The organism is Methanohalobium evestigatum Z-7303, from assembly GCF_000196655.1.
GTDB lineage: Archaea > Halobacteriota > Methanosarcinia > Methanosarcinales > Methanosarcinaceae > Methanohalobium > Methanohalobium evestigatum.
Window position 1 is genome coordinate 1,479,575 of sequence record NC_014253.1, and the last position, 19,811, is coordinate 1,499,385.

The 19,811-nt window shown below is 36.0% G+C and carries 21 protein-coding genes; 1 reads left to right on the forward strand and 20 read right to left on the reverse strand.

Features of this window, described 5'->3' with window-relative positions; translation table 11 throughout:
- The 20 genes from METEV_RS07370 to METEV_RS07455 all read right to left on the reverse strand — a co-directional run bounded on the left by METEV_RS07370 (position 1) and on the right by METEV_RS07455 (position 18,508).
- Entirely contained in the window at positions 1 to 1,512 is a 1,512-nt protein-coding gene (locus METEV_RS07370; protein ID WP_013194895.1) for a glutamate synthase-related protein, read from the reverse strand.
- A 2-nt stretch (positions 1,513 to 1,514) separates the two neighbouring features.
- Complete coding sequence (locus METEV_RS07375; RefSeq protein ID WP_013194896.1) at positions 1,515 to 2,642, reverse strand: class II glutamine amidotransferase; 1,128 nt, start codon at positions 2,640 to 2,642, stop codon at positions 1,515 to 1,517.
- Between the two features lie 633 nt (positions 2,643 to 3,275).
- Positions 3,276 to 3,491, reverse strand: a complete 216-nt coding sequence (locus METEV_RS07380; protein WP_013194898.1) for a hypothetical protein — start codon at positions 3,489 to 3,491, stop codon at positions 3,276 to 3,278.
- A gap of 99 nt (positions 3,492 to 3,590) precedes the next feature.
- Positions 3,591 to 3,938 carry a hypothetical protein gene (locus tag METEV_RS07385; RefSeq protein ID WP_013194899.1) on the reverse strand — a complete coding sequence of 116 codons (348 nt, stop codon included), beginning with the start codon at positions 3,936 to 3,938 and terminating at the stop codon, positions 3,591 to 3,593.
- 171 nt (positions 3,939 to 4,109) lie between these two features.
- Positions 4,110 to 4,655 carry a UPF0228 family protein gene (locus METEV_RS07390; protein WP_013194900.1) on the reverse strand — a complete coding sequence of 182 codons (546 nt, stop codon included), beginning with the start codon at positions 4,653 to 4,655 and terminating at the stop codon, positions 4,110 to 4,112.
- A gap of 128 nt (positions 4,656 to 4,783) precedes the next feature.
- A complete protein-coding gene (locus tag METEV_RS07395; protein ID WP_013194901.1) occupies positions 4,784 to 5,959 on the reverse strand; it encodes a hypothetical protein in 1,176 nt (391 codons plus the stop codon).
- A 236-nt stretch (positions 5,960 to 6,195) separates the two neighbouring features.
- Positions 6,196 to 7,176, reverse strand: coding sequence for an ABC transporter ATP-binding protein (locus METEV_RS07400; protein ID WP_013194902.1), 981 nt, complete (start codon positions 7,174 to 7,176; stop codon positions 6,196 to 6,198).
- A 7-nt stretch (positions 7,177 to 7,183) separates the two neighbouring features.
- Positions 7,184 to 7,588 (reverse strand): COG1361 family protein, encoded by a 405-nt coding sequence (locus tag METEV_RS12705; protein ID WP_232216838.1) that lies wholly within the window; start codon positions 7,586 to 7,588, stop codon positions 7,184 to 7,186.
- A 260-nt stretch (positions 7,589 to 7,848) separates the two neighbouring features.
- Positions 7,849 to 8,175 (reverse strand): hypothetical protein, encoded by a 327-nt coding sequence (locus tag METEV_RS12710; protein ID WP_232216839.1) that lies wholly within the window; start codon positions 8,173 to 8,175, stop codon positions 7,849 to 7,851.
- The gene (locus METEV_RS12715) at positions 8,096 to 8,407 is read right to left on the reverse strand and encodes a hypothetical protein (RefSeq protein WP_232216840.1); all 312 of its coding nucleotides are present in this window, start codon (positions 8,405 to 8,407) and stop codon (positions 8,096 to 8,098) included. Before METEV_RS12715 ends, METEV_RS12710 begins: the two co-directional genes overlap by 80 nt.
- Positions 8,408 to 8,423: 16 nt before the next feature.
- The gene (locus tag METEV_RS07410) at positions 8,424 to 9,332 is read right to left on the reverse strand and encodes an ABC transporter permease (RefSeq protein ID WP_013194903.1); all 909 of its coding nucleotides are present in this window, start codon (positions 9,330 to 9,332) and stop codon (positions 8,424 to 8,426) included.
- Position 9,333: 1 nt separating this feature from the next.
- On the reverse strand, positions 9,334 to 10,245 hold the full coding sequence (locus METEV_RS07415; RefSeq protein ID WP_232216841.1) for an ABC transporter permease: 912 nt from the start codon (positions 10,243 to 10,245) through the stop codon (positions 9,334 to 9,336).
- A 16-nt stretch (positions 10,246 to 10,261) separates the two neighbouring features.
- Positions 10,262 to 12,112 carry a TolB family protein gene (locus tag METEV_RS07420; RefSeq protein WP_013194905.1) on the reverse strand — a complete coding sequence of 617 codons (1,851 nt, stop codon included), beginning with the start codon at positions 12,110 to 12,112 and terminating at the stop codon, positions 10,262 to 10,264.
- A 286-nt stretch (positions 12,113 to 12,398) separates the two neighbouring features.
- A complete protein-coding gene (locus METEV_RS07425) occupies positions 12,399 to 12,707 on the reverse strand; it encodes a hypothetical protein (RefSeq protein ID WP_013194906.1) in 309 nt (102 codons plus the stop codon).
- Positions 12,708 to 13,019: 312 nt separating this feature from the next.
- Positions 13,020 to 13,364 carry a hypothetical protein gene (locus tag METEV_RS07430; RefSeq protein WP_157197315.1) on the reverse strand — a complete coding sequence of 115 codons (345 nt, stop codon included), beginning with the start codon at positions 13,362 to 13,364 and terminating at the stop codon, positions 13,020 to 13,022.
- A 129-nt stretch (positions 13,365 to 13,493) separates the two neighbouring features.
- On the reverse strand, positions 13,494 to 14,060 hold the full coding sequence (locus METEV_RS07435) for a zinc metalloprotease (RefSeq protein WP_013194908.1): 567 nt from the start codon (positions 14,058 to 14,060) through the stop codon (positions 13,494 to 13,496).
- Positions 14,061 to 14,066: 6 nt separating this feature from the next.
- Entirely contained in the window at positions 14,067 to 14,588 is a 522-nt protein-coding gene (locus METEV_RS07440; RefSeq protein ID WP_013194909.1) for a hypothetical protein, read from the reverse strand.
- A 310-nt stretch (positions 14,589 to 14,898) separates the two neighbouring features.
- Positions 14,899 to 15,810, reverse strand: coding sequence for an ABC transporter permease (locus METEV_RS07445; protein WP_013194910.1), 912 nt, complete (start codon positions 15,808 to 15,810; stop codon positions 14,899 to 14,901).
- 5 nt (positions 15,811 to 15,815) lie between these two features.
- Positions 15,816 to 16,718, reverse strand: coding sequence for an ABC transporter permease (locus tag METEV_RS07450; RefSeq protein WP_013194911.1), 903 nt, complete (start codon positions 16,716 to 16,718; stop codon positions 15,816 to 15,818).
- Positions 16,715 to 18,508, reverse strand: a complete 1,794-nt coding sequence (locus METEV_RS07455; RefSeq protein WP_013194912.1) for a DUF5050 domain-containing protein — start codon at positions 18,506 to 18,508, stop codon at positions 16,715 to 16,717. Before METEV_RS07455 ends, METEV_RS07450 begins: the two co-directional genes overlap by 4 nt.
- Positions 18,509 to 18,945: 437 nt before the next feature.
- Between METEV_RS07455 and METEV_RS07460 the strand changes: the two genes are divergently transcribed.
- Positions 18,946 to 19,641 carry a winged helix-turn-helix transcriptional regulator gene (locus METEV_RS07460; protein WP_013194913.1) on the forward strand — a complete coding sequence of 232 codons (696 nt, stop codon included), beginning with the start codon at positions 18,946 to 18,948 and terminating at the stop codon, positions 19,639 to 19,641.
- Positions 19,642 to 19,811: the final 170 nt, after the last annotated feature.

A 19,811-nucleotide genomic window follows, 5' to 3' on the forward strand; every position in this document is an offset into this window, starting at 1 on the left:
TTATTGTCCAACACCTGCAGGTTTGATACCGAGTAATTCCAGTGTCTTTTCATCAAGTTCATAACCACGCAGACGTTCACGATTACCTCGAAGTGATTCTATAGAATTAACTCCAAGTGAACCAAGGATTTCTTTCAATTCAAAACTCCATCCGGATAACAGGTTGGTAAGTTTCTGAGCTGCTATTTCAGGGTCAAGTCTGTTAACAAGCTCAGGTTTCTGGGTGGCTATACCCCATGCACAGTTACCTGTATAACATCTCTGACATACACTGCAACCCATTGCTATAAGTGCCGCAGTACCGATTACTACTGCATCTGCACCCAGTGCAACGGCTTTTGCAACATCAGCACTACTTCTTATACTTCCTGCACAAAGGATGGATGCCCTGTTCCTTATCCCTTCATCACGAAGACGCTGGTCAACAGTAGCAAGTGCAAGTTCGATAGGTATACCGACATTGTCCCTGATGACCATTGGAGATGCTCCACTGCCCCCGCGATATCCATCGATTGTAAGAACATCAGCTCCAGCACGTACGACTCCACTGGCAATCGCTGCTACATTATGGACTGCAGATATTTTTACCCCTACTGGTTTTTCGTAATTTGTTGCTTCTTTAAGGGCATAGATAAGCTGTGAAAGGTCCTCAATGGAGTATATATCATGGTGTGGAGCGGGCGACAATACATCAGTACCTAATGGTATCATCCGGGTTTTTGATATATCTTCACCTACCTTTTCCCCGGGTAGATGACCTCCTATACCGGGTTTAGCTCCTTGACCTATTTTTATCTCAATCATTGAACAGGTATTTAGGTATTCATTATGCACACCAAATCTTCCAGAAGCCACCTGTACCATAATATTATCAGAATATCGATAGAGGTCTTCATGGAGACCGCCTTCACCAGTATTCATAAGAGTTCCTGATTTTCTGGCAGCCAGTGCAAGAGCTTTGTGGGTATTCAAACTTACTGCCCCATATGACATTGCAGCAAACACAACCGGTACATCCAGCTTCACTTGTGGCTGCAATTCTGTAGCAAGTTCAATTTCACCTTCTTTATTTTCTACAAATTCCAGATTATCCGGTTTCTTTCCAAGATATGTACGCAATTCCATCGGTTCTCTTAAAGGGTCTATAGATGGATTTGTTACCTGACAGGCATCGATTAACAGATGATCCCAGATAATTTTATGGGGTCTGGGGTTACCCATGCCTGATAGAAGTATTCCTCCAAATTCAGCCTGTTTTTGAATGTTGCTGGCGACCTCCGGTGTCCAGTTGGCATTACCTCTGTTAGCCCACTGATAATTGCTTATAGTTATTGCATTGTCAGGACATTTGGATACACACCTGTAGCATGCAACACATTTGCTATCATCAGGGATTACTCTGCCATCCCTGAATTCAAGAGCTCCAAAACTGCAGTTATTGACACATATTCCGCATTTCCTGCACCTTGCAGAATCAATGGATACTTTAAATTCGGGAGGTATGGATGCCATAATTATTCTACCTCCTCATACAATTCACCTATAACAGGAGTACCAGCTCTTGGACTCCAAACTGTGTCAGGTTTGGGTTCGATTTCTCTAATTGCTGATTCTTCAGATGACATGTAGAGCATATCATCTTTTCTGGCACAGGTCATGGGTCGTAGCTTAATTCTGTCATTAAACCCGACTATACCCCTGCTATGTCCCAATACTATACTATAAGGCCCGTTTAAAAGGGCGCTGCCATAAACCTGTCTAATAGCTGTTATTATTTTTCTTTCACGTTCGGGCATTTTGTCTATATTTTTCCAGAAAGGTGCTGAAAGTGCACTTATTGCTGTTTTAATAGGCATATTATGGCGTCTTACAAGTAAATCGAACAGATAGGCGACAACTTCAGTATCTGTTTTCAGTTCCATTCTATAACCAAACGGCTCGAGGTAGCGTTTATTGATACCATAGGATGAAATTTCACCGTTGTGAACAATTGACCAGTCCAAAAGACCAAATGGGTGTGCCCCACCCCACCATCCCGGTGTATTGGTGGGAAATCTGCCATGTGCAGTCCATATATAAGCTTTGTATTCATCCAGATTATAAAAAGCTGCAATGTCTTCCGGATACCCGAGTCCCTTAAAAATCCCCATATTTTTTCCTGATGATGCTACAAATGCCCCTTCTATTTTGGAGTTGATTTCCATTACTTTTTCAAAAACATATTCACTCTCTGAAACAAATTGGGTTCTATTTCCAGGTACATCTACAAAATATCTCCAGAGTACAGGTGATTCTGTTATTGGGTTCATGCCATATTCGATGTTTATACCTGAAGTATCCTCCTCATACACTGCACCCGGTCTGGTAGGTATCTCTTCATCATGAACGATATAAAAATGGTCTTTCAGATAATCTTCAAAAATTCCCTTTGCTTCAAAACTGTTAAACATCATGTGAAAAGCATATTGCTCTGCATAACGTGGATAGATACCATAAGCTGCAAAACCGCCTCCCAGTCCGTTTGAACGGTCATGCATTAGAGCTATTGACTTGGTAATAGCTCTTCCATCTATACGTTTACCGGATTCACTCATCATCGCTGAGATGGAACATCCAGAAGGTATATAGCAGCTGGACTTCATTAATTAATTCTACCTCTTTGTAATTTTTATTAGTTAAATTAATCAGTTTAACAATATACAGTATTATTTCAAAAATACCCACTGTAACTTTTATTGTTTTCAAACTCCCAATTATATTCTGGTGATGTTAGATGTTATTTGTTCCGGTTGTTTTGCTTTGAGGTAACCGGTAACCTACTGTTGACTTTATGATTTATAAAAGTTTTGTTCCCAATGGCTTTGCCTAAAAAGTTCCTCCACACAAAAAGTTAACGAGTTGCACAAAAAGTTGACAATTTTTACAAAGTGTTTGCACAAAAAGTCCAATCAGGATACTTTCAAAAATTTCAAAATGCATGATTAACCTATTAGAAAAAGTGCTAGCTAAAAACTACTTTAACAGGCTTTGACCATTAAGTTAACAATCTTTTCAAAATGTAAGACTAAATGTAAAACAACCAAAAAGTTAAGTTTTTAGCAAAACAAGTTATTAATCATATGGTTAACTTACTTCCACACTGATATATAACTGGTAAAAAGAACCATTGTACATTATATATTTATCACTTTCATAAGGAGGTAGAGTATTAAGGAAATTATTCAACCTATTATATTCAGATTTATTTATTTCAATTTCATTATCACTTTCATTATTTAACACCTTTCTAAGCTGTGGATATTTATCCAATTCTTCTTTTGTGATTTTGGTGTGATTTCTGATTTTTGTGCAACTATGTCATAATGACGGTCTGCTGATGATTTAGATGCATAGTAATCATTTATATAACGACCAATAGAATCTACCAAGACAACAGAAATTGTAAATAGTATAATTATCCATTTAATACTGTTCTTTTTCTTCTCATTCATAAAGCATCTCTCTTATCAAGCAGTTGAATGTCTAAGATCAACCATATAATACTCCCCCTTTGTATTTGATATCTCTGTTATTGTAATATTCAATAGTGATTAACGAACAATATGCTGCAGCCATATTCCGTAGTAATCGTCCTTGTACTTGATATATGTGATACCGTCATCACCTTCTGCAAGAAATTCATCTATTTTACTGTACTCGGACTCTGTTAATTCAACAATGTCTGTTTTATCAAGTGCTTCCTTTAACTTTGGATGTTTATCTAAGTCTTCATCAGAGATACCTGTGTAATCATTTGGTGTAATATCAGATAGATGAGCAGATACATAGTAATCATCTGTAGTTTTCACATAAGCATCATACAGGAAAGGTGAAAGAACGGCAAGTGTACCTACCAAAGCCAGTAACAATATGTAGATTCCTTTATTATCTTCTCCCATGCTATTTATCCCTCTCGATATCAATATTATCTATTGATACACCCATTTAACTGCAGAAAATTATAAACAATTTGTCTCCAAACCGTCAAACTGAAACCTTTTTTATGACATGGATTGTACTGATATATTATCGATAAAAACATAAACTGATAATATCTAGTACTGTATTTTTTATCCATCTATAGGAACAAGAGCTACTCTAATAATTTTATCTTTTTCTAATAGTTCTTTTTTTATCTTTTGACCTTTGTCATAGCCAACCCAATCTTTTGGTTGTTTACTAAAATAAATATAACAGTTAACAAACTTTTTCAATTGCAAGTCCTGTTTAGACAAAATATCAAGGAAATCTTTGTTATTAGCAATTGATTTTGAAACAACTATTAGGTAGTTGTCCCCTTTTTTTATTACTTCTTCATCTCTTATCCAAATATTTGCTTTCATCAATTCATTATATAAAACTGATTTTTTATCTTGATTTACTACTAAATAATATTGATTATGCAAATGATCAATATTATAATCCAACTTAATGTCCTCTCTTAAATTAGAATCATCTATAACGGATCTTGCATATTTTTCAGTTGTTCCTTCTTCAAAAGAAATGTACAAACCTCCAATCCTCATGTCATGACTTGATGGGTTTATTAGGACTGCCAATAATACAAAAATTGAAAAAACAAAATAAATAAGAACTTTTTTATCAATTTGACTCATATTATTACTTCCCATAAAGCAATTTATTGCATTTTGACACTGTATTTTTACTTTATTTGAACTACCATTGAAACCGGCAGTATATACATCTAAAGAGTCTAATCAATCTTTTTTGGCTTTTATTCAAATCAACTATCTCTTGACCCTTGAAATGCTATCCCGGTCCACTTGATACAACAAGTTTGCCCCAAAAAGCCAGGGGTAAATGCAGCATAAGGGTTCAATATATCATAAGGATTCAAATATACCCATTCTGGTTTTGTTTCAAAGCAAGCTAAATCCACCCATTCATCAGTTCTATCATTGTTTTGAGACCATTCCATAGTTGAACTTGTTTCGATCGTTGTACTGTTTCCGCTAAAAATACTATACAGTAGATTGATTTCTGCTTCCCACTTAGCTGTTTCATCGATATAATCGCTTGTATCGTCTAAATTATATTCTGGGATAGTTATTGACAATGCTGATGGAAAAACATCATCAAACAATGTTAAACTTGATTTTGGCTCGCTCCTACCATCATATGGTTTAGCATCACCCATTTGACGAGTGCCGGAATAGTCATGATATATCCAATCGTGATGTATAGTAGCATTAGAATTGAACCAGTCTTTATCATTTAACTGGTTTCCTGGTAGCATATTATACCTGCTTCTTAACAGGAAATAATCTGTATTTTCATCATTTTCTTGATCGTCCCAGTACCATCGTGTAGTTATACTAAAATCACCATATGGCGAGTATATATAATCATCAGTAACTGTGCATATGTGATCCCATCTATTACTTGCTATTCCAAATTCACTTGTAGTTATATCTGTTCCATCGTTAGTTTTAGCTATATTAGATGGTTTGATACTTATATTATTATACCATTTATCTGCCTCAGACAATGCTTTTTCGTATCCTTTTGACACATTGTTACAGTAACCTCTATATTCTTTAACAACACCATTTGAAAAAATCTTGAAACCATAGGCTACCAATTCTGTGTTCTTGGGTGATTTCAGGTTCTTGACTTTGCCTATATGTCTTGGTTCTTTTTCGTCATTCGTTTCATTAAGAAACTTATCTATAAACATACTTCGTTGCTGCATAATGTTTTGATTATCTAGACTTTTACCTTCAATCATTATCGTATAGTTTTGAGCATCGCAGACTTTTGTATCCAGATTTTCACCCATGTTCGAATCTATAGTACAACCTGCACTTGCAGAAACTGTACCTGTAAAAAGTGTTAATATAAAAAATATAGCTATACCTAATTTTATTTTCATATATTCCACTTTAAATTCAGTATTCATTTTGTTTTACCTCCATTATCCAGAGGCAATCAAAAATGGTTTAAATTATAACAAACCAATATCCTTTTGCCTCTGGGCAACTTTTTGTTGGTATATTTTGAGTTCAACCACACCCCAGATTTGGTTGGACTCTCAGAACATCTTTTTCAATGTTCCATATTAGACTTGTAAGTGACTTTATAAATAATTTATAACCATATTGTCAAACTGTTTATATAGAAAATTCAAACTCTGGATCAGGAACCTATCAGTTTAAGGAAAACACTCTGTAAATCCATCCGCTCCTCTTCAAGTCTTGATATCGTGCCTCCTGATTTACTGATGGTTTTTGCAATCTCAGCCCGCATCCCGCTGTCTGCGTGTACCTGTAATGTTCCATCCAGGGTTTTGACATCATGAACTCCGTCCATCAGGTTCAACTTCTCAATCATGTCGTTGTATGATATATCCCAGACCTCAAGCAAATAGTTTACACCTTCTCTTTCTCTGATAATATCCCTTAGCTGGTCTACAGTTCCGATTGCCAGGAGTTTGCCGCTATCAATCACACCTATCCTGCTGCAGATTTCTTCAACTTCAGACATTGAATGAGAACTCAGAAAAATTGTGACATCTTTTTCTCTGCTGAGCTGTTTTATCAAATCACGCATCATCTGCGCACCTTTAGGATCAATACCACTTGTGGGTTCGTCAAGGAACAGGATTTCAGGATCGTTTATTAACGCCTGTGCAAGCCCGAATCTCTTGAGCATACCTGTAGAAAAACCGCCTATTTTCTGGTCTATCGCATCATCCAGCCCGACCATCTCCAGCAGTTCAACTATACGGTTTTCTCTGGTTTCAGAATCCATATCGTATAATTTTGCATAGAACCTCAAATTCTGTCTTGCAGTAAGATTACCATAAAATCCGGCTGGTTCCGGAAGCACTCCTGTAACCTCACGGATGTTTATCACTTCTCTTACAGAATCATATCCTGCGACCTTTGCATAACCGTCACTGGGTTCAAGCAGTCCTATCAACATCTTCATGGTTGTGGTTTTACCCGCACCGTTTTGACCAACAAATCCGAAAACATCTCCTTTCTTAACATTGAATGTCAGTGAATCCACTGCTGTTATAGTATTTTGTTTGCCGAATCTCTTTGTCAGGTTTTGAATCTCTATGACATTTTCATCTCTGGTCTGATCTTTTGTCTCTGTTTGCAGGGTTTGCATTTCTTAATTACCTCCTTCCGAACCTGTAAACAAATAAAGCAAGTACAATCACAGCTACCAGCACCATACCGATACCGATAAAACCACTGCTACTTGATTTTTCGATACTAACTTCAACCTGCTCGTCATCACTCTGCACTTCGTCACTTACAGCACGCATTAAAATTTCATTAGAGCCTGAATTTACACTGGCTCTTGCTGATACTTCCACAGGTATTGATTCTGAATCCCCGGATTCCAGTTCATCAATAGCACCAAAGCTTTTAACATCTGTACTAATTCCTGAATCGGTCTGTACCCTTAATTCCACATTGTTAAGAGTCTGGTCTCCAGAGTTTCGAAGGTTGACAGTGATTTCTCTGGACCCCCCTGGGTTCAGTGTGATGCTGCGGGTGTTTGGGAACACACTCAATACTTCGGTTTTCTCAAGTGACCTGTCAATAGATAATTCAAGTTTTTGCGATATTTCTGAACCCCCGAATTCCGGAATGGCGTTAATGATGACAGGGTAGACTCCATTGGAAGAATTGCTGTCGGGATGGACTTTTACAATGAAATCCTGCGTATTCTCTGGTCCTATACTGATTTTGTTCTGCCTGTATTGACCGTTTTCATCCTGTAAAAACTCAACATCCCAGTTTTCGGGTTTTTTGTCAGTATAGAGGTCAACTGTTACACGGTTATCGTAATCGTTTTTAATGTGACATCGAATTCAACGGGGTCATTCGGTCTTGTAACAAGCCCGGGAGCATTAGAATACATATCAAGACTCATACCTGCATCTTTATCCACTGTAACTGCATACCTTCTTGAGATGACATCACCATCATCAGGGTCAATTTCTGACCATACTGAATATCTCCCTTCTGAAGCGTCAGACGGTACTTCAACTCTCAAAGTCACTTCCTCTGTTTCGTCTTCACCTTCGGAAAATGTGATATGGGTTACCTCGTCGTTGTTTTTTATAGAACCCGACAGTCCAGTCCCCAGGTTTTTCACTGACAGATAGTGAGCACCATGCTTTATCAGAAACATTACACCCTTTTTCAATATCAAGTGTAAATTCTGCAGTATCTCCAGGACAGACAACCTTACCTGTCACTGTACTTGTTGCTGCAATTGATGCCCAGTCATCATCCTCGGCTGCTGATAAAGGTGAAAATATAGAAATTAACAGGATGAAAGCGATGATACAAATCTTTAAACGTTTAAAATCCACTTTATCAAACATCAACAAATCCTCCATATTATAGTGTTATATCCTGTCTCATGAACATGATGAAAGATGCGAACAGGAGAATAATCGGTATTATCAGTATGGCTGTAATATCGGTCCAGAACGTGTTGAACCACTGGGCAAGTGTAAATTGTGCATCAAGAATTCCATCTATCTCATATTGAACTCCTACCTTTCCGATACTCATATCATCTACACCATGAACTATTTTACTGTAGTAGTGAAGGGGTGAAATCATAATCAGTTCAGAAGCCTTCAGACCGATACCAGCCTTTGTCAATAGGTCAGAGAGTGTTTCCATAATCGGACCTGTAAATATACAGGTTAATATCCAAATCGCAACATTGTAAATAAGCGAATTTGCAGCTTCATACACTACTGTGGATATCAGAACAGCAATACCGGCATAGATAAGAGCATAAAACAGTGTGAAAACGGAAAACAATGCAATCCTTGTGATTTCCATTAAACTGACCTGGATACCCAGCATAGCAATCAATGTCCCGGACGATATAACAACTGTAGACATAATTACAAATGCAATCACACCTATTATTCCCAGTAATTTGCCTGTGATTATATTGTCCCTAAAAACTGGATGAGTCAGTAAAACGTTCAAAGACCCTGATTTTCTTTCCTTTATCACTGTATTGAATCCCAGTGTAATACCTATCAGAGGAATGAACCAGCCAATTTCTTCAATTAAGCCGCTGAAACCAAATATTAAGGTAAGCTCTCCACCCCCTATATTGGTACCATGTATAACACTCCGGTATGAAAATGTGAAAATAATTAGCAAGTAAGTTGCAGTCAGTAACAGAAACATGGAATTTGTGATGTTGTCCGCAAATTCCTTCTGTGCAACAACGAGTATATTTTTTAGACCTATTCCTTTATTGTCTCCAGATTCGCTGTTCATATCATTCCCCGTTTATATCCTGACGTAAAAATCTGATATACGACATTATAAGCAAAATCAAGGGCGTGACAGTAAGAACCAGTATATTTTCCCAGTACTCTTCCAACCACTGGATAAGTGTATAGCGGGTATCAAACAATTTAAGAGTATTTTTTACAATTTTACCTCTTGAAACACCACCCCATGATAAACCCGGTTGATCTTGAACAGGCTCTGCATAATGGTAAACCGGTGATAATTTCGTCAATTGTTCATTAAGGTCCAATACTTCATCATTATTATTCAGGTCAAACGGTGATTGACCGGTGGCAGCACTTGCAATCATCATTACAATGGCGCTGTATATCACACACAATACAAGCCATGTACAGATGCCGTAAACCAAAGATTTGATTTCACTGTTTACAGATGTGGATATGAATATACCAAGTGCCAGGAAAATTGACATGTAGAGATACGTAAGAATCGCGAATATCAGTGTTCTCTCCAGTTCAAACCAGCCCACCTGCATTCCTGAAATTATAATAACCGTTCCTACCGAGGATACAACTGATATAAATACCACAAATAACAGTGTAATCATCGCACCTGATATTTTTCCTGTGATGATGTTGTCCCTGTATACCGGATGGGTCAGAAAGATGTTCAACGACGCAGATTTTTTTTCTTTAATAACACTGTCAAATCCAAGTGCAAACCCCAACAACGGCAGGAAGATTGCTATAGTTTGTGTGACATTGAGAAATCCTGTTAAAAACGAGAAGTTACTATCATTGATTACAGAATTATAACTGTCTGAGAAAACAACCAGAGTAAACACAATAACCATCAGGATAAACCTTGGGCTCCACAGATTATCTGCAAATTCTTTCTGTGCAATAACAAATGTATTTTTCAGATTTTGCACCATCATACCACTCAAAATAAAGTTATTTTTTGAACTTCAGGTAGCCATAAAATGCTAAGAAGGTCAATCCCACAAGTACCACTATAAACAATAGTTTACCATACAATCCGGGATTATCTGTTTCATTTTTATCAGACACTGAATTATCAATCCTACTTCCAACCTTATCCACTATACTTTTGCCGCCTATTGACACCTTATGACTGGCGTTAATGTATCCAACTTTTACGGCTTTTAACCGGTAGCTGCCGTTATTCTTAAATTGATGGGATAACACTCCCTCTGGATTCGTTCTCCCGATGTGTTCTCCGTTTGAATATACTGTAGCATTACCAACACTACCGGAAACTCTTTCAACTGAAATTTTAACCGAACTATTGGTTGTTAATTCATTATCAACATCTATTCGCATGGGTTTACCATAACCGGAAACCTCCATAATCTGGTTCCTTGTAAACAGATAACGACCCGTAGGGTTCCAGTTAATCTTTTCAATATGGCTGCCATTGACAGATATATTGCTCTCTGATTTTGTAGATGCATTAACCATGACGAGCTTGTTGGTATCGTTTTCAGTTACAACTTCAAGAAGTAAATCATCACCGCACCATTCAAAACCTTGTGGATTTATTCTCCAGTGTTTTGTATCTGAACCGTCAGTCTTCATCAGTGTGAATTTATTTATATAACCATGCGTCTTATAATTAAGTCCTATCTGTTCCTCTACAAATACAAACTCACCTGTAGGATCGACAAAACTATGGTCACTATATGAGTAATCTATACCACTTTCATTGGTGCTGTTATACAATAGTGTTTTATTTCTACTGTTTACAGATATAGAATAGAGGTTATCTTCAGGAGAATATTCAGTGTATAAAAGTTTCTCACTATCCAACCACTCCACCAAAATACCGCCATGGAGTGTGGTTAGTTTATATGGTCTGCCGTTTACTACATTTATATCTATGACGTATACGTCTTTGACATTGTTATCTTCTATCTTACTAAAAGCAAGTTTTCTACCATCAGGACTCCATAGTGGGTTATGGATGGATGAGTTTTTTGTGGAAAATATGTTTTTAAGGTTTCCATTATCCAGGTTATATACAAAAGCACTTTCGTTTCCTTTTTCTTCACCTAAAAAAGCTATTTTATTTCCTTTAGGTGACCATGTGATATCTTCGGGGTTATATTGTGTAATGGGAAATCTTCGCGTAATATTTCGTGTCAAGTCTAATAGATAACATTTTGGACCTTCACCTTTTTTGTATCCTCTGTATAACAAATAACTTCCATCAGGAGACCATTTTTTTATAAAATCTATTTTATTAGATATAAAAGATCCCTTCTCAATCGTATTCAAATTGTCTGCATCAACAATTAAAAATTCACCTAAGATATTTCCATTCTTAGCAAGTTCTTCTGATGTATAGGTAAATACATCTCCATCAGGGCTCCATGATGGGAGTCCTATTAATTTATCATTACCCACTTTACGTGTATAGGGTGTATATTCCCCCCATGCTATTCGTTTTATATCAAAACCATCAGCATTCATAATATATAGTGCCCTTATTTCACTTCTTGTGGTTGCTTCAGGTTTATTTTTAGCATGCACTGTAAGTTTGGTAAGTACCAATGCACGAGTTCCGTCAGGAGACCAGTGAATATACATAGCTGGGCCTCCGTCAACCTTAAGACGAGACTTGTTTACAAGTTCAAGGGTGTCGTTGCCCAATGTCTCATCAAGGTCAGAAGATATCGATACATTCATCGAATCTGTATTATTACCTGCACAAACCGGCTGAATGAAAGCTACTGACAAACTCAACACGATAACCAACAATGTTAATTTCAACTTTTTACGCATTCAACCCCTCTGATTTATAAATTAGGATTTCTGTCAACCACATGTTGAAATAGTAAAATCTAATCAATTATACATCTAAAATTAAATTGACTTCCATGTACCCTTATTGGTTTTCTATACCGGTTTAATGCGAATACATTATAAACATTTTATCACCAAACCGTCAAACTGTTGGGATTGATTAGATATACAAACAATATAAACCATAAAAGAAAAATCCAACTAACAATAACAATTGCAAAAAAGAAATGACATCTAATTGGATAGAGATTATTTATGTTACTAATCAAGTAACATTGTAATCAAGTTCAATCATGTAATACTTCTCTTTGTATTTGATATACGGTCTACCATGGTAATACTCCGTTAAAAACCTGTCCAATTCATTGAATTCAGATTCAGTTAAACTGGCTTCTCCATTTTTATTCAGTGCATTTTTGAGCTTTGGATATTCATCCAGTTCTTTTTCAGTAATTCGTGTATAATTATCTGGTATTTTATTTGCATTATAAACATATACATCACTTACCTCGGTTACATTGATATTATATTTGTCTGATGCATGGCTATATCCTGCATAATAAAACGGAATCATTATTATCATGCCCCCCAACAACAAACGTTATCAAAAAAGATGCTATTGCAATATGAGCATTCTTTTTCTGTGCCACTATCAGGTTACCAATAAACAGTACAGCTATTGCAAGCATTACTTGATAAGAACGATGAAGTGCTAGTTGTGATGATAGAGATTAGAATTAAGTATATCGACTACTAATCCACCTATAAAGAAGGTAGCACCAGTCATTATCAGAAACGATAAAAGCAACTGGATGTAGTCTATGAGTTTTTCTTTATTCTTTTCTCCCCCTATATACTAAATCCTCATGTTGAATAAAATTCGATTTTACGAGTATTCACTAACGTGTACATAAAAATTACCGTTTTCATTAATTAGCTTAAATTTTACAGTATTTACAAGATGTGGAGTAGAATAGTAGGTTACTGAAGTATTCTCAAATATAACATGATACCGATAATCTCCAGATGCATAATACTGATATCCCTTTTTGAATGGATTCGACCATTTTATTAGGAGAGTTATCGGTTTTTCTACACTAACAGATTCTTCTGGTTCGAGGTGATATGTTGTGTTTTCAGAGTATTCTCCTCCATTACCGGTAACTTTGACAGTTGCATTATGAGGATATTTATCATTGTTCTCGATGATATAAAGCGGTTCGACGGTCATTAATGCTAAAGGTGCTAGGTTTACAATTGTTATTAGGACTAAAAAAACTATAAAAATTGCTAATATTTTTTTTAGATAACTCAATTAACCCCCCTCCTGTAAAAAATATAATGGAATTGATTAATTAATTTAATGCTCAATTCCATATTGTACAACATCTTCACAACTTGAACACCAAATGTTTCTTCCCAAGTAAGCCCATTCATAATTCATTATACATTCAGGATGCTCATAACCCCAATAACCTTGGTCTTCAGCATCAAAGTTATGAGATACTTCATGCTGTACAATACTATCATGTGGCCAATCGACTTTTAAATTTGCACTGTCCGAACATACACAGTAAGGTCCACCAATTTTTGCTATTCCATTGTGATCCATATCATGCGCCCAACCTATCACTATATCGTTTGCATCATCTCTCACATTTGTATCTTCTATCAAATCCTCAAGGGCGTTACTACTATCGTCAGCAGGGGATACATCACTTGCATCCCATCCATTCCAATACCATGTTCGATCTACATTAATGTTAAATTGTTCAAATCTAGCTAATGCCTCATCAGTAGGGTTTACTATTGCTCCAGTAGGTTCATGTCGATCGTCTGAAGCTACAAAAATATGTTCATGAATTTTTCCATTTACTTCATGTGGATCCCAAGGTACAAATGACGCATCTAATGAAGTACTTTTCAATCCAATTTATTGACTCGTTTCAGTATTAACGGTATCCTCTGAACTTACTTTAAGGTCGCCACTTTCTACTAATCTTTTAACCTCTTCTTTTGGCAAAGGTTGACCATTGACCATTTCTACTTTTGGATTTGCGGGGTCAACACCGTACTTATTTACATACTCCTGTCTTGCCTGGTCAATAATGCTGTTCATTTTGTCATGGCTTATAACCTTTTCATAATATTCACCTTTTACCAATCCTTCGGGTGGTGTGCCGTCTTCAGTAGCTATTACTCTTTTGTCGCTGTTGAGTATAGTACCCTTTAGATAGTGTGGTAGTTTGTCTTTGGAGAATTTTATATCATTTTCCGAAATGTTGTATTTATCGTAAAGACTTTGTAATTCAGATTTCGTATAATAAAGTTCATTTAATGTTTTTTTATCTGAATTAGTGTTTTCATTTCCACTTGCAGCTGGTACAACTGCGATGCTTATTATTACCAATGCTATTAACAATATTCCTAACTGCTTTCCCTTAATTGCATTCATATTGTTCACCTCTTGGTTTCAGTTTTGTAGTCCAAGAGGCAAGATTAGGCAATGAAATATATGCCAAACCTTGCCCCAGACAACCTTTTGTCGGTTTATATTGATACAATCCACTCATCCCAGATTAGATTGTATCTTGAGAACATCTTTTTTCGATATTATCGAACCAATCTAATTTACTTACATTATAAATAATTTATAACCAAGCCGTCAAACTGTTTGTGTGTTAAATTCTGAAATATTATTGTAATTGAGTAACATGATACCAGAAACCAGTTTTTTATGTATATTAACCCTTAATACTATAATTTTACAATGTTATATCCCTTCTCAAAAACGAAATGAAAGAAATGACAAACAGTATAACAGGTGTTGCAATCAGCACGACCAAATTAGTCCAGAATTCATTTAACCACTGGAAAAGTGTGAAACGCGTATCAATTACCCCTTTAATTGTAGACTCGACTCCCGGACCAGACCACCCTAAATTGGCTCTTCCAGTAATCAACTCTGCATAATGGTGCATCGGTGAAATGTTTGAGATACCACCAATAACGTTCCAGCTGTCAGGGTTGCCTACTAAAGTATGTTCTATAAGAAGGTAGATGGCATTAACTATTACAGTAAAAACAATGGATAAACATAACCATATAACAATATTGTAAATTAGAGAATCTGATGCATCTTTTAATTTAATTGACGATATAAACCCGATACCTATGAATACTGATGTATAAAGGAAAGTGATTATTACGTACAGAGCAATCCTTACCAGTTCTGCTGCAGTTACAGTTACACCAAAAAACATTAGCAATGTACCAGCTGATACAGCTGTTGATATGAATAAAACTATTGCAGTTGTTAATAAAGCACCAAACACTTTACCCAGAATAATATTATCCCTAAACACCGGATGTCCCAATAAAACATTAAGTGAACCGGATTTTTGTTCATTTATGACCGCATTAAAACTCAGCGCAATGCCTATTAAGGGTGTAAACCATGCCATGATATCTGCAAGATTTTTAAATCCGAGCATAAGGACAGATGAGGGACCAGCGGTTATTCTGCCCAGATGTTCACCCAACATACCCTGCCAGTAGCTGGCAAAAAATATTACTAAAGTAAAAGTTAATAGCAATAACAAAAATACTGGGCTCCAAAGGCTATCTGCAAATTCTTTTTGACCTATAACCGCTATTTTCCTGATACTCCTGGTCATAACTATCACCTGTTAACATCCTTGTGCATAAACATTGCAAAAGATGCTGCAAAAAGTAAAAACTGCATAACCAGCAATGTAACAATATTCATCCAGTAATCATTAAACCACTTTCCTAAGGTGTGACTGAGGTCAAAAACTCCAGAACTTGCCTTCTGGTCACTATTAAAGTTTACACTTCCCACACTTATTCCTGAAAATCCAGTGACAGCTTCAGCATAATGATGTATAGGTGTGAGTTTCTGCATATCACTATTTAATTTTGCAGCTTCTTGGTTATTCTCCATGTCTATAATTGATTCACCTGTAGCAATAGAGGCAGTTGCTGATGAAATCGTTCCAAACATTAAAATCAGGATTATCCATATAACAATTCCGTAAATAAATGAATTAGTCTGATTACTGGAAAATATAGACAGCAATATACCCATTGCCAAAAATACTGAAAGGTATACAAATGTAATGATACCAAAGAGAAAAATTCTATTCAATTCCATCAGCCCGACCGGAACACCGGTGAGTATAAGAACTGTACCAACAGAAAATATAACTGATATAACAATTACCATTGCAAGAGTAACCAATCCAGCTACCATTTTTCCAGTTATAATGTTGTCTTTAAACACCGGATGTGTAAGAAAGATAGTTAGAGATGATGATTTTCGTTCTTTGACTACAGCATCAAAACCGATAGCAATTCCTACAATCGGCAGGAAAATACCCATGATCTGGGCGACATCAAGAAAACCCTGTTCAAAGATATTACTTCCACTCATTCCTTCCCGTACACTGAATGAGAATACAATCAGAGTAAATATAAAAAGTAGCACCTTAAACCTTGAGCTTTGGAGATTATCTTCGATTTCTTTTTGAGCTATCACAAATACGTTTAAAGTATTGTGTTTCATTGTTTCCTCCTCCACGAAGCAATAGCTAATACAATAAAAACAGAAACCAATCCAAAACCGGAAATTCTGGGGTTATCAGACGATTTTTTATCATTTGCTGTAGGATCAGAGGGTTGTGTGGAATTATCACTCTGCAGTAAAACGTATTTGCTTGTGGGTTGATAACCTTCTTTGGCAGCGTTTAATTGATGTTTACCGGTTCTGTTAATTTTGTATGTCAGATGACCGGTCGCATTGGTTGTACCTATATTATTGCCATCAAGAGAAACTGATACATTTCCTACAGGTTTAGATAACGATTTTACCTGAAGTACATATTCATCACCTTTTTCTTTGTTAAGTTTTGTAGGTGTGTAGATGGACATTACCTTTTTATACCCTTCAAATTTTGCTACATATAGTCCACGTCCATAATCTATAGACCCAAAAAGCAATCTGCTTCCATCAGGACTCCATCCTCCATCTTTTAGCAAGAATTTTTCATGTCTTCCAGGAGAGATTCTGGTTTTCTTATTACCTTCTGGAGTTGCTACTAATATAGGTCTTTTGTCGCTTCCATTTACAGTGATGTAGGCAATATAATCACCTGATGGGTTCCATTTATACTGCCCCACATCTGATGTAATTTTGGATCGATTGGTTCCGTCTGTATTTATAGTATAAAGGTCACCGTTTTCTATATATGAGACTTTATTTCCGGTAGGGCTCCAGGTGGCACCTTGATCTGGAATATGTCGTTCTTTTGTGATATTAAGAAATAACCTTTTGTTACCGCCGTCAGAATCAGATATATACAGCTTGGATCTATGGAATGTGGTAAACAAAATCTTTTCTTCATCAGGACTTAAACTGAAAACATCATCCTTATAACATTTCTCAGAAATTTTTCTATTTCCAGTTCCATTTATATTAACCATATAAATGCTATAACCTGTTGAAACACTGCCTGTTTTGTAATATAATCTTTCATCTTCTTTACCCCACTCAAGGAAACTTCCTTTCTGAGTCACCTGTCTTAGGTTTGAGTTGTTCCTGTTTACAACCCAAATACCATCACCCTGTATTGCAATTTTTTCGCCGTCATTACTCCAGAAAGCATCACTGACATCATCAATTGACTTATTGCCAAGTTTTCTCAGGATAGAACCGTCCATATCTACCAGATATAATTGATATTCCATCTGGCTTTTTTTATCTTTCATGAGAATAAGAGCTCTTAATCCATCTGAACCCCATTTAAAAGGTCCCTGCCATTTTACATCCATCAGATTTTCTCTCATGGAGTTGATGGTGGTAATGTTTTTATCGATAACTTTTAAATTACCTGTAAACAAATTAGCGATAGCATCAAGTTGTTTCACCCTGAATACACCTAAGCCAATACCAATTCGGTTTCCATTAGGATTCCAGTCAGGAGGCGATATACTCAATGATTTGTCCTTTGTGTTATTAGGTGTAGAAACAATTTCTTTTACTCCTGTTCCATTTGGGCTTACCATATATAAAGCATGAAGTTCAACACCATTCAATGGGTTATGTTTAGAGTTGACCAGCAACCTATTTCCATCTGGTCCCCAACGTCCCACCATAACTATATCTCTACTGTCTTTAACTTCCATATTAGCATTTTCAGCAAGTTCATAGAAATGTGGATCTGTTACATTTGAAATCGAAATGACTTTTTCAACTTTTATTGAACCATTTGTATTTTCCTGAAGGTTAGCTGAAGCATTACAGTTAGATGCTAATAGTGAAATGATTATAAGGAATAATATCATGGTTTTTTTCATGAAATATCTCCACTGGAACTGTCTATTTACAGTATATTTAAAGAGGGCTATAAAGGACGAATCAAGATATAAAATAACCAACTTTATCCTCAAGCAAATTTACTGATATTATATAGATACAATCACACACTCCGAATTCAGATGTATCCTGAAAACATCTTTTTTCAATGCCCTAATAATTGTCTAATGTAACTACATTATAAACATTTTATCTCCAAACCGTCAAACTGTTACAAACTTTCAGATATTCAGTTTGAGAATATGGACATAAAAAATAAATACCCCAAGTTTCATCTGATTTATAATGTGGCTGATTTACAGCCAACACCGAATGTTTAGTTGATGTGGATAACTATGACTATGATTGAACTCAGTAATCCACAAAGAATAATTAATGATATGATACTATGCGAAAGATTATCCTGTTTTTAATTTTTATGCTCATATTCTCCACTTCAACACTTGCAGAAGAAGGGGGATATGAAGTAACACCTTATGACGAGGATGAAATTGAGAAATCCGAAAATGTAGATACCAGTGGTGCAGATGAAACTGTTACATTCTGGGAATTACCACTGAGAGTACAAATTTCCTACATATTGGGAGTTATAATTACTTTTTTAAGTGGAGTTAAACTGCTGCCGTTTATACTAAGTATAATAAAAGACCTGTTCAGCAACAAAAACCGTAGAAGAATCTACAACTATATAGTTAATAACCCTAGTTGTAGTATAGCTGACATATCAAGTAATCTGGCTATAAGCAGGGGTACCGTGAGATATCATGTTAGACTGCTTGAGACCATGGAAAAAATCAGGTTGATAAAATCAGACAAATACACACTGGCTATCCAAAATTCAGATACATTCAATGATATCGAAAAAACGATTATCCCACATCTTAAGAATGAAACAAGTAAACAGCTGTTAAAATCGATAAAAGAACAACCCGGTATAACAAATCAGGAACTTTCACATAAACATTCATTGAACAAAGGAACCATAAATTGGCATATTAAGAAATTCCACAATGACGATATAATTACTTTTGAAAGTAGTGGGAAGTACAAAAAATATTTTTTGAATCCATATATTGAGCAGGCTGTTCCTGATGATCTTATCAGATTATTATAATCATTTAGAGTCAAATGACACCAAACGGCATTGCCCAAAAAGTCCGTCTGCACAAAAAGTAGTTAATCTGCACAAAAAATATAGAGGTTTTTAGGCAAAGCCGCTTTCGGGGGCTTTGACCATAAAGTTCCAAATTAGAATTGCATTAATTTAATCTATCAATACCGTTC

Excerpts from the sequence above, each read along its gene's own strand:
- METEV_RS07370 (WP_013194895.1), bottom strand. The coding sequence starts at position 1,512 with ATGGCATCCATACCTCCCGAATTTAAAGTATCCATTGATTCTGCAAGG.
- METEV_RS07440 (WP_013194909.1), bottom strand. The coding sequence starts at position 14,588 with ATGAATGCAATTAAGGGAAAGCAGTTAGGAATATTGTTAATAGCATTG.
- METEV_RS07385 (WP_013194899.1), bottom strand. The coding sequence starts at position 3,938 with ATGGGAGAAGATAATAAAGGAATCTACATATTGTTACTGGCTTTGGTA.
- METEV_RS07445 (WP_013194910.1), bottom strand. The coding sequence starts at position 15,810 with ATGACCAGGAGTATCAGGAAAATAGCGGTTATAGGTCAAAAAGAATTT.
- METEV_RS07455 (WP_013194912.1), bottom strand. The coding sequence starts at position 18,508 with ATGAAAAAAACCATGATATTATTCCTTATAATCATTTCACTATTAGCA.
- METEV_RS07375 (WP_013194896.1), bottom strand. The coding sequence starts at position 2,642 with ATGAAGTCCAGCTGCTATATACCTTCTGGATGTTCCATCTCAGCGATG.
- METEV_RS07380 (WP_013194898.1), bottom strand. The coding sequence starts at position 3,491 with ATGAATGAGAAGAAAAAGAACAGTATTAAATGGATAATTATACTATTT.
- METEV_RS07420 (WP_013194905.1), bottom strand. The coding sequence starts at position 12,112 with ATGCGTAAAAAGTTGAAATTAACATTGTTGGTTATCGTGTTGAGTTTG.
- METEV_RS07430 (WP_157197315.1), bottom strand. The coding sequence starts at position 13,364 with ATGACCGTCGAACCGCTTTATATCATCGAGAACAATGATAAATATCCT.
- METEV_RS07460 (WP_013194913.1), top strand. The coding sequence starts at position 18,946 with ATGCTCATATTCTCCACTTCAACACTTGCAGAAGAAGGGGGATATGAA.
- METEV_RS07395 (WP_013194901.1), bottom strand. The coding sequence starts at position 5,959 with ATGAATACTGAATTTAAAGTGGAATATATGAAAATAAAATTAGGTATA.
- METEV_RS07415 (WP_232216841.1), bottom strand. The coding sequence starts at position 10,245 with ATGATGGTGCAAAATCTGAAAAATACATTTGTTATTGCACAGAAAGAA.
- METEV_RS07400 (WP_013194902.1), bottom strand. The coding sequence starts at position 7,176 with ATGCAAACCCTGCAAACAGAGACAAAAGATCAGACCAGAGATGAAAAT.
- METEV_RS12715 (WP_232216840.1), bottom strand. The coding sequence starts at position 8,407 with ATGTTTGATAAAGTGGATTTTAAACGTTTAAAGATTTGTATCATCGCT.
- METEV_RS07410 (WP_013194903.1), bottom strand. The coding sequence starts at position 9,332 with ATGAACAGCGAATCTGGAGACAATAAAGGAATAGGTCTAAAAAATATA.
- METEV_RS07390 (WP_013194900.1), bottom strand. The coding sequence starts at position 4,655 with ATGAGTCAAATTGATAAAAAAGTTCTTATTTATTTTGTTTTTTCAATT.
- METEV_RS07425 (WP_013194906.1), bottom strand. The coding sequence starts at position 12,707 with ATGATTCCGTTTTATTATGCAGGATATAGCCATGCATCAGACAAATAT.
- METEV_RS07450 (WP_013194911.1), bottom strand. The coding sequence starts at position 16,718 with ATGAAACACAATACTTTAAACGTATTTGTGATAGCTCAAAAAGAAATC.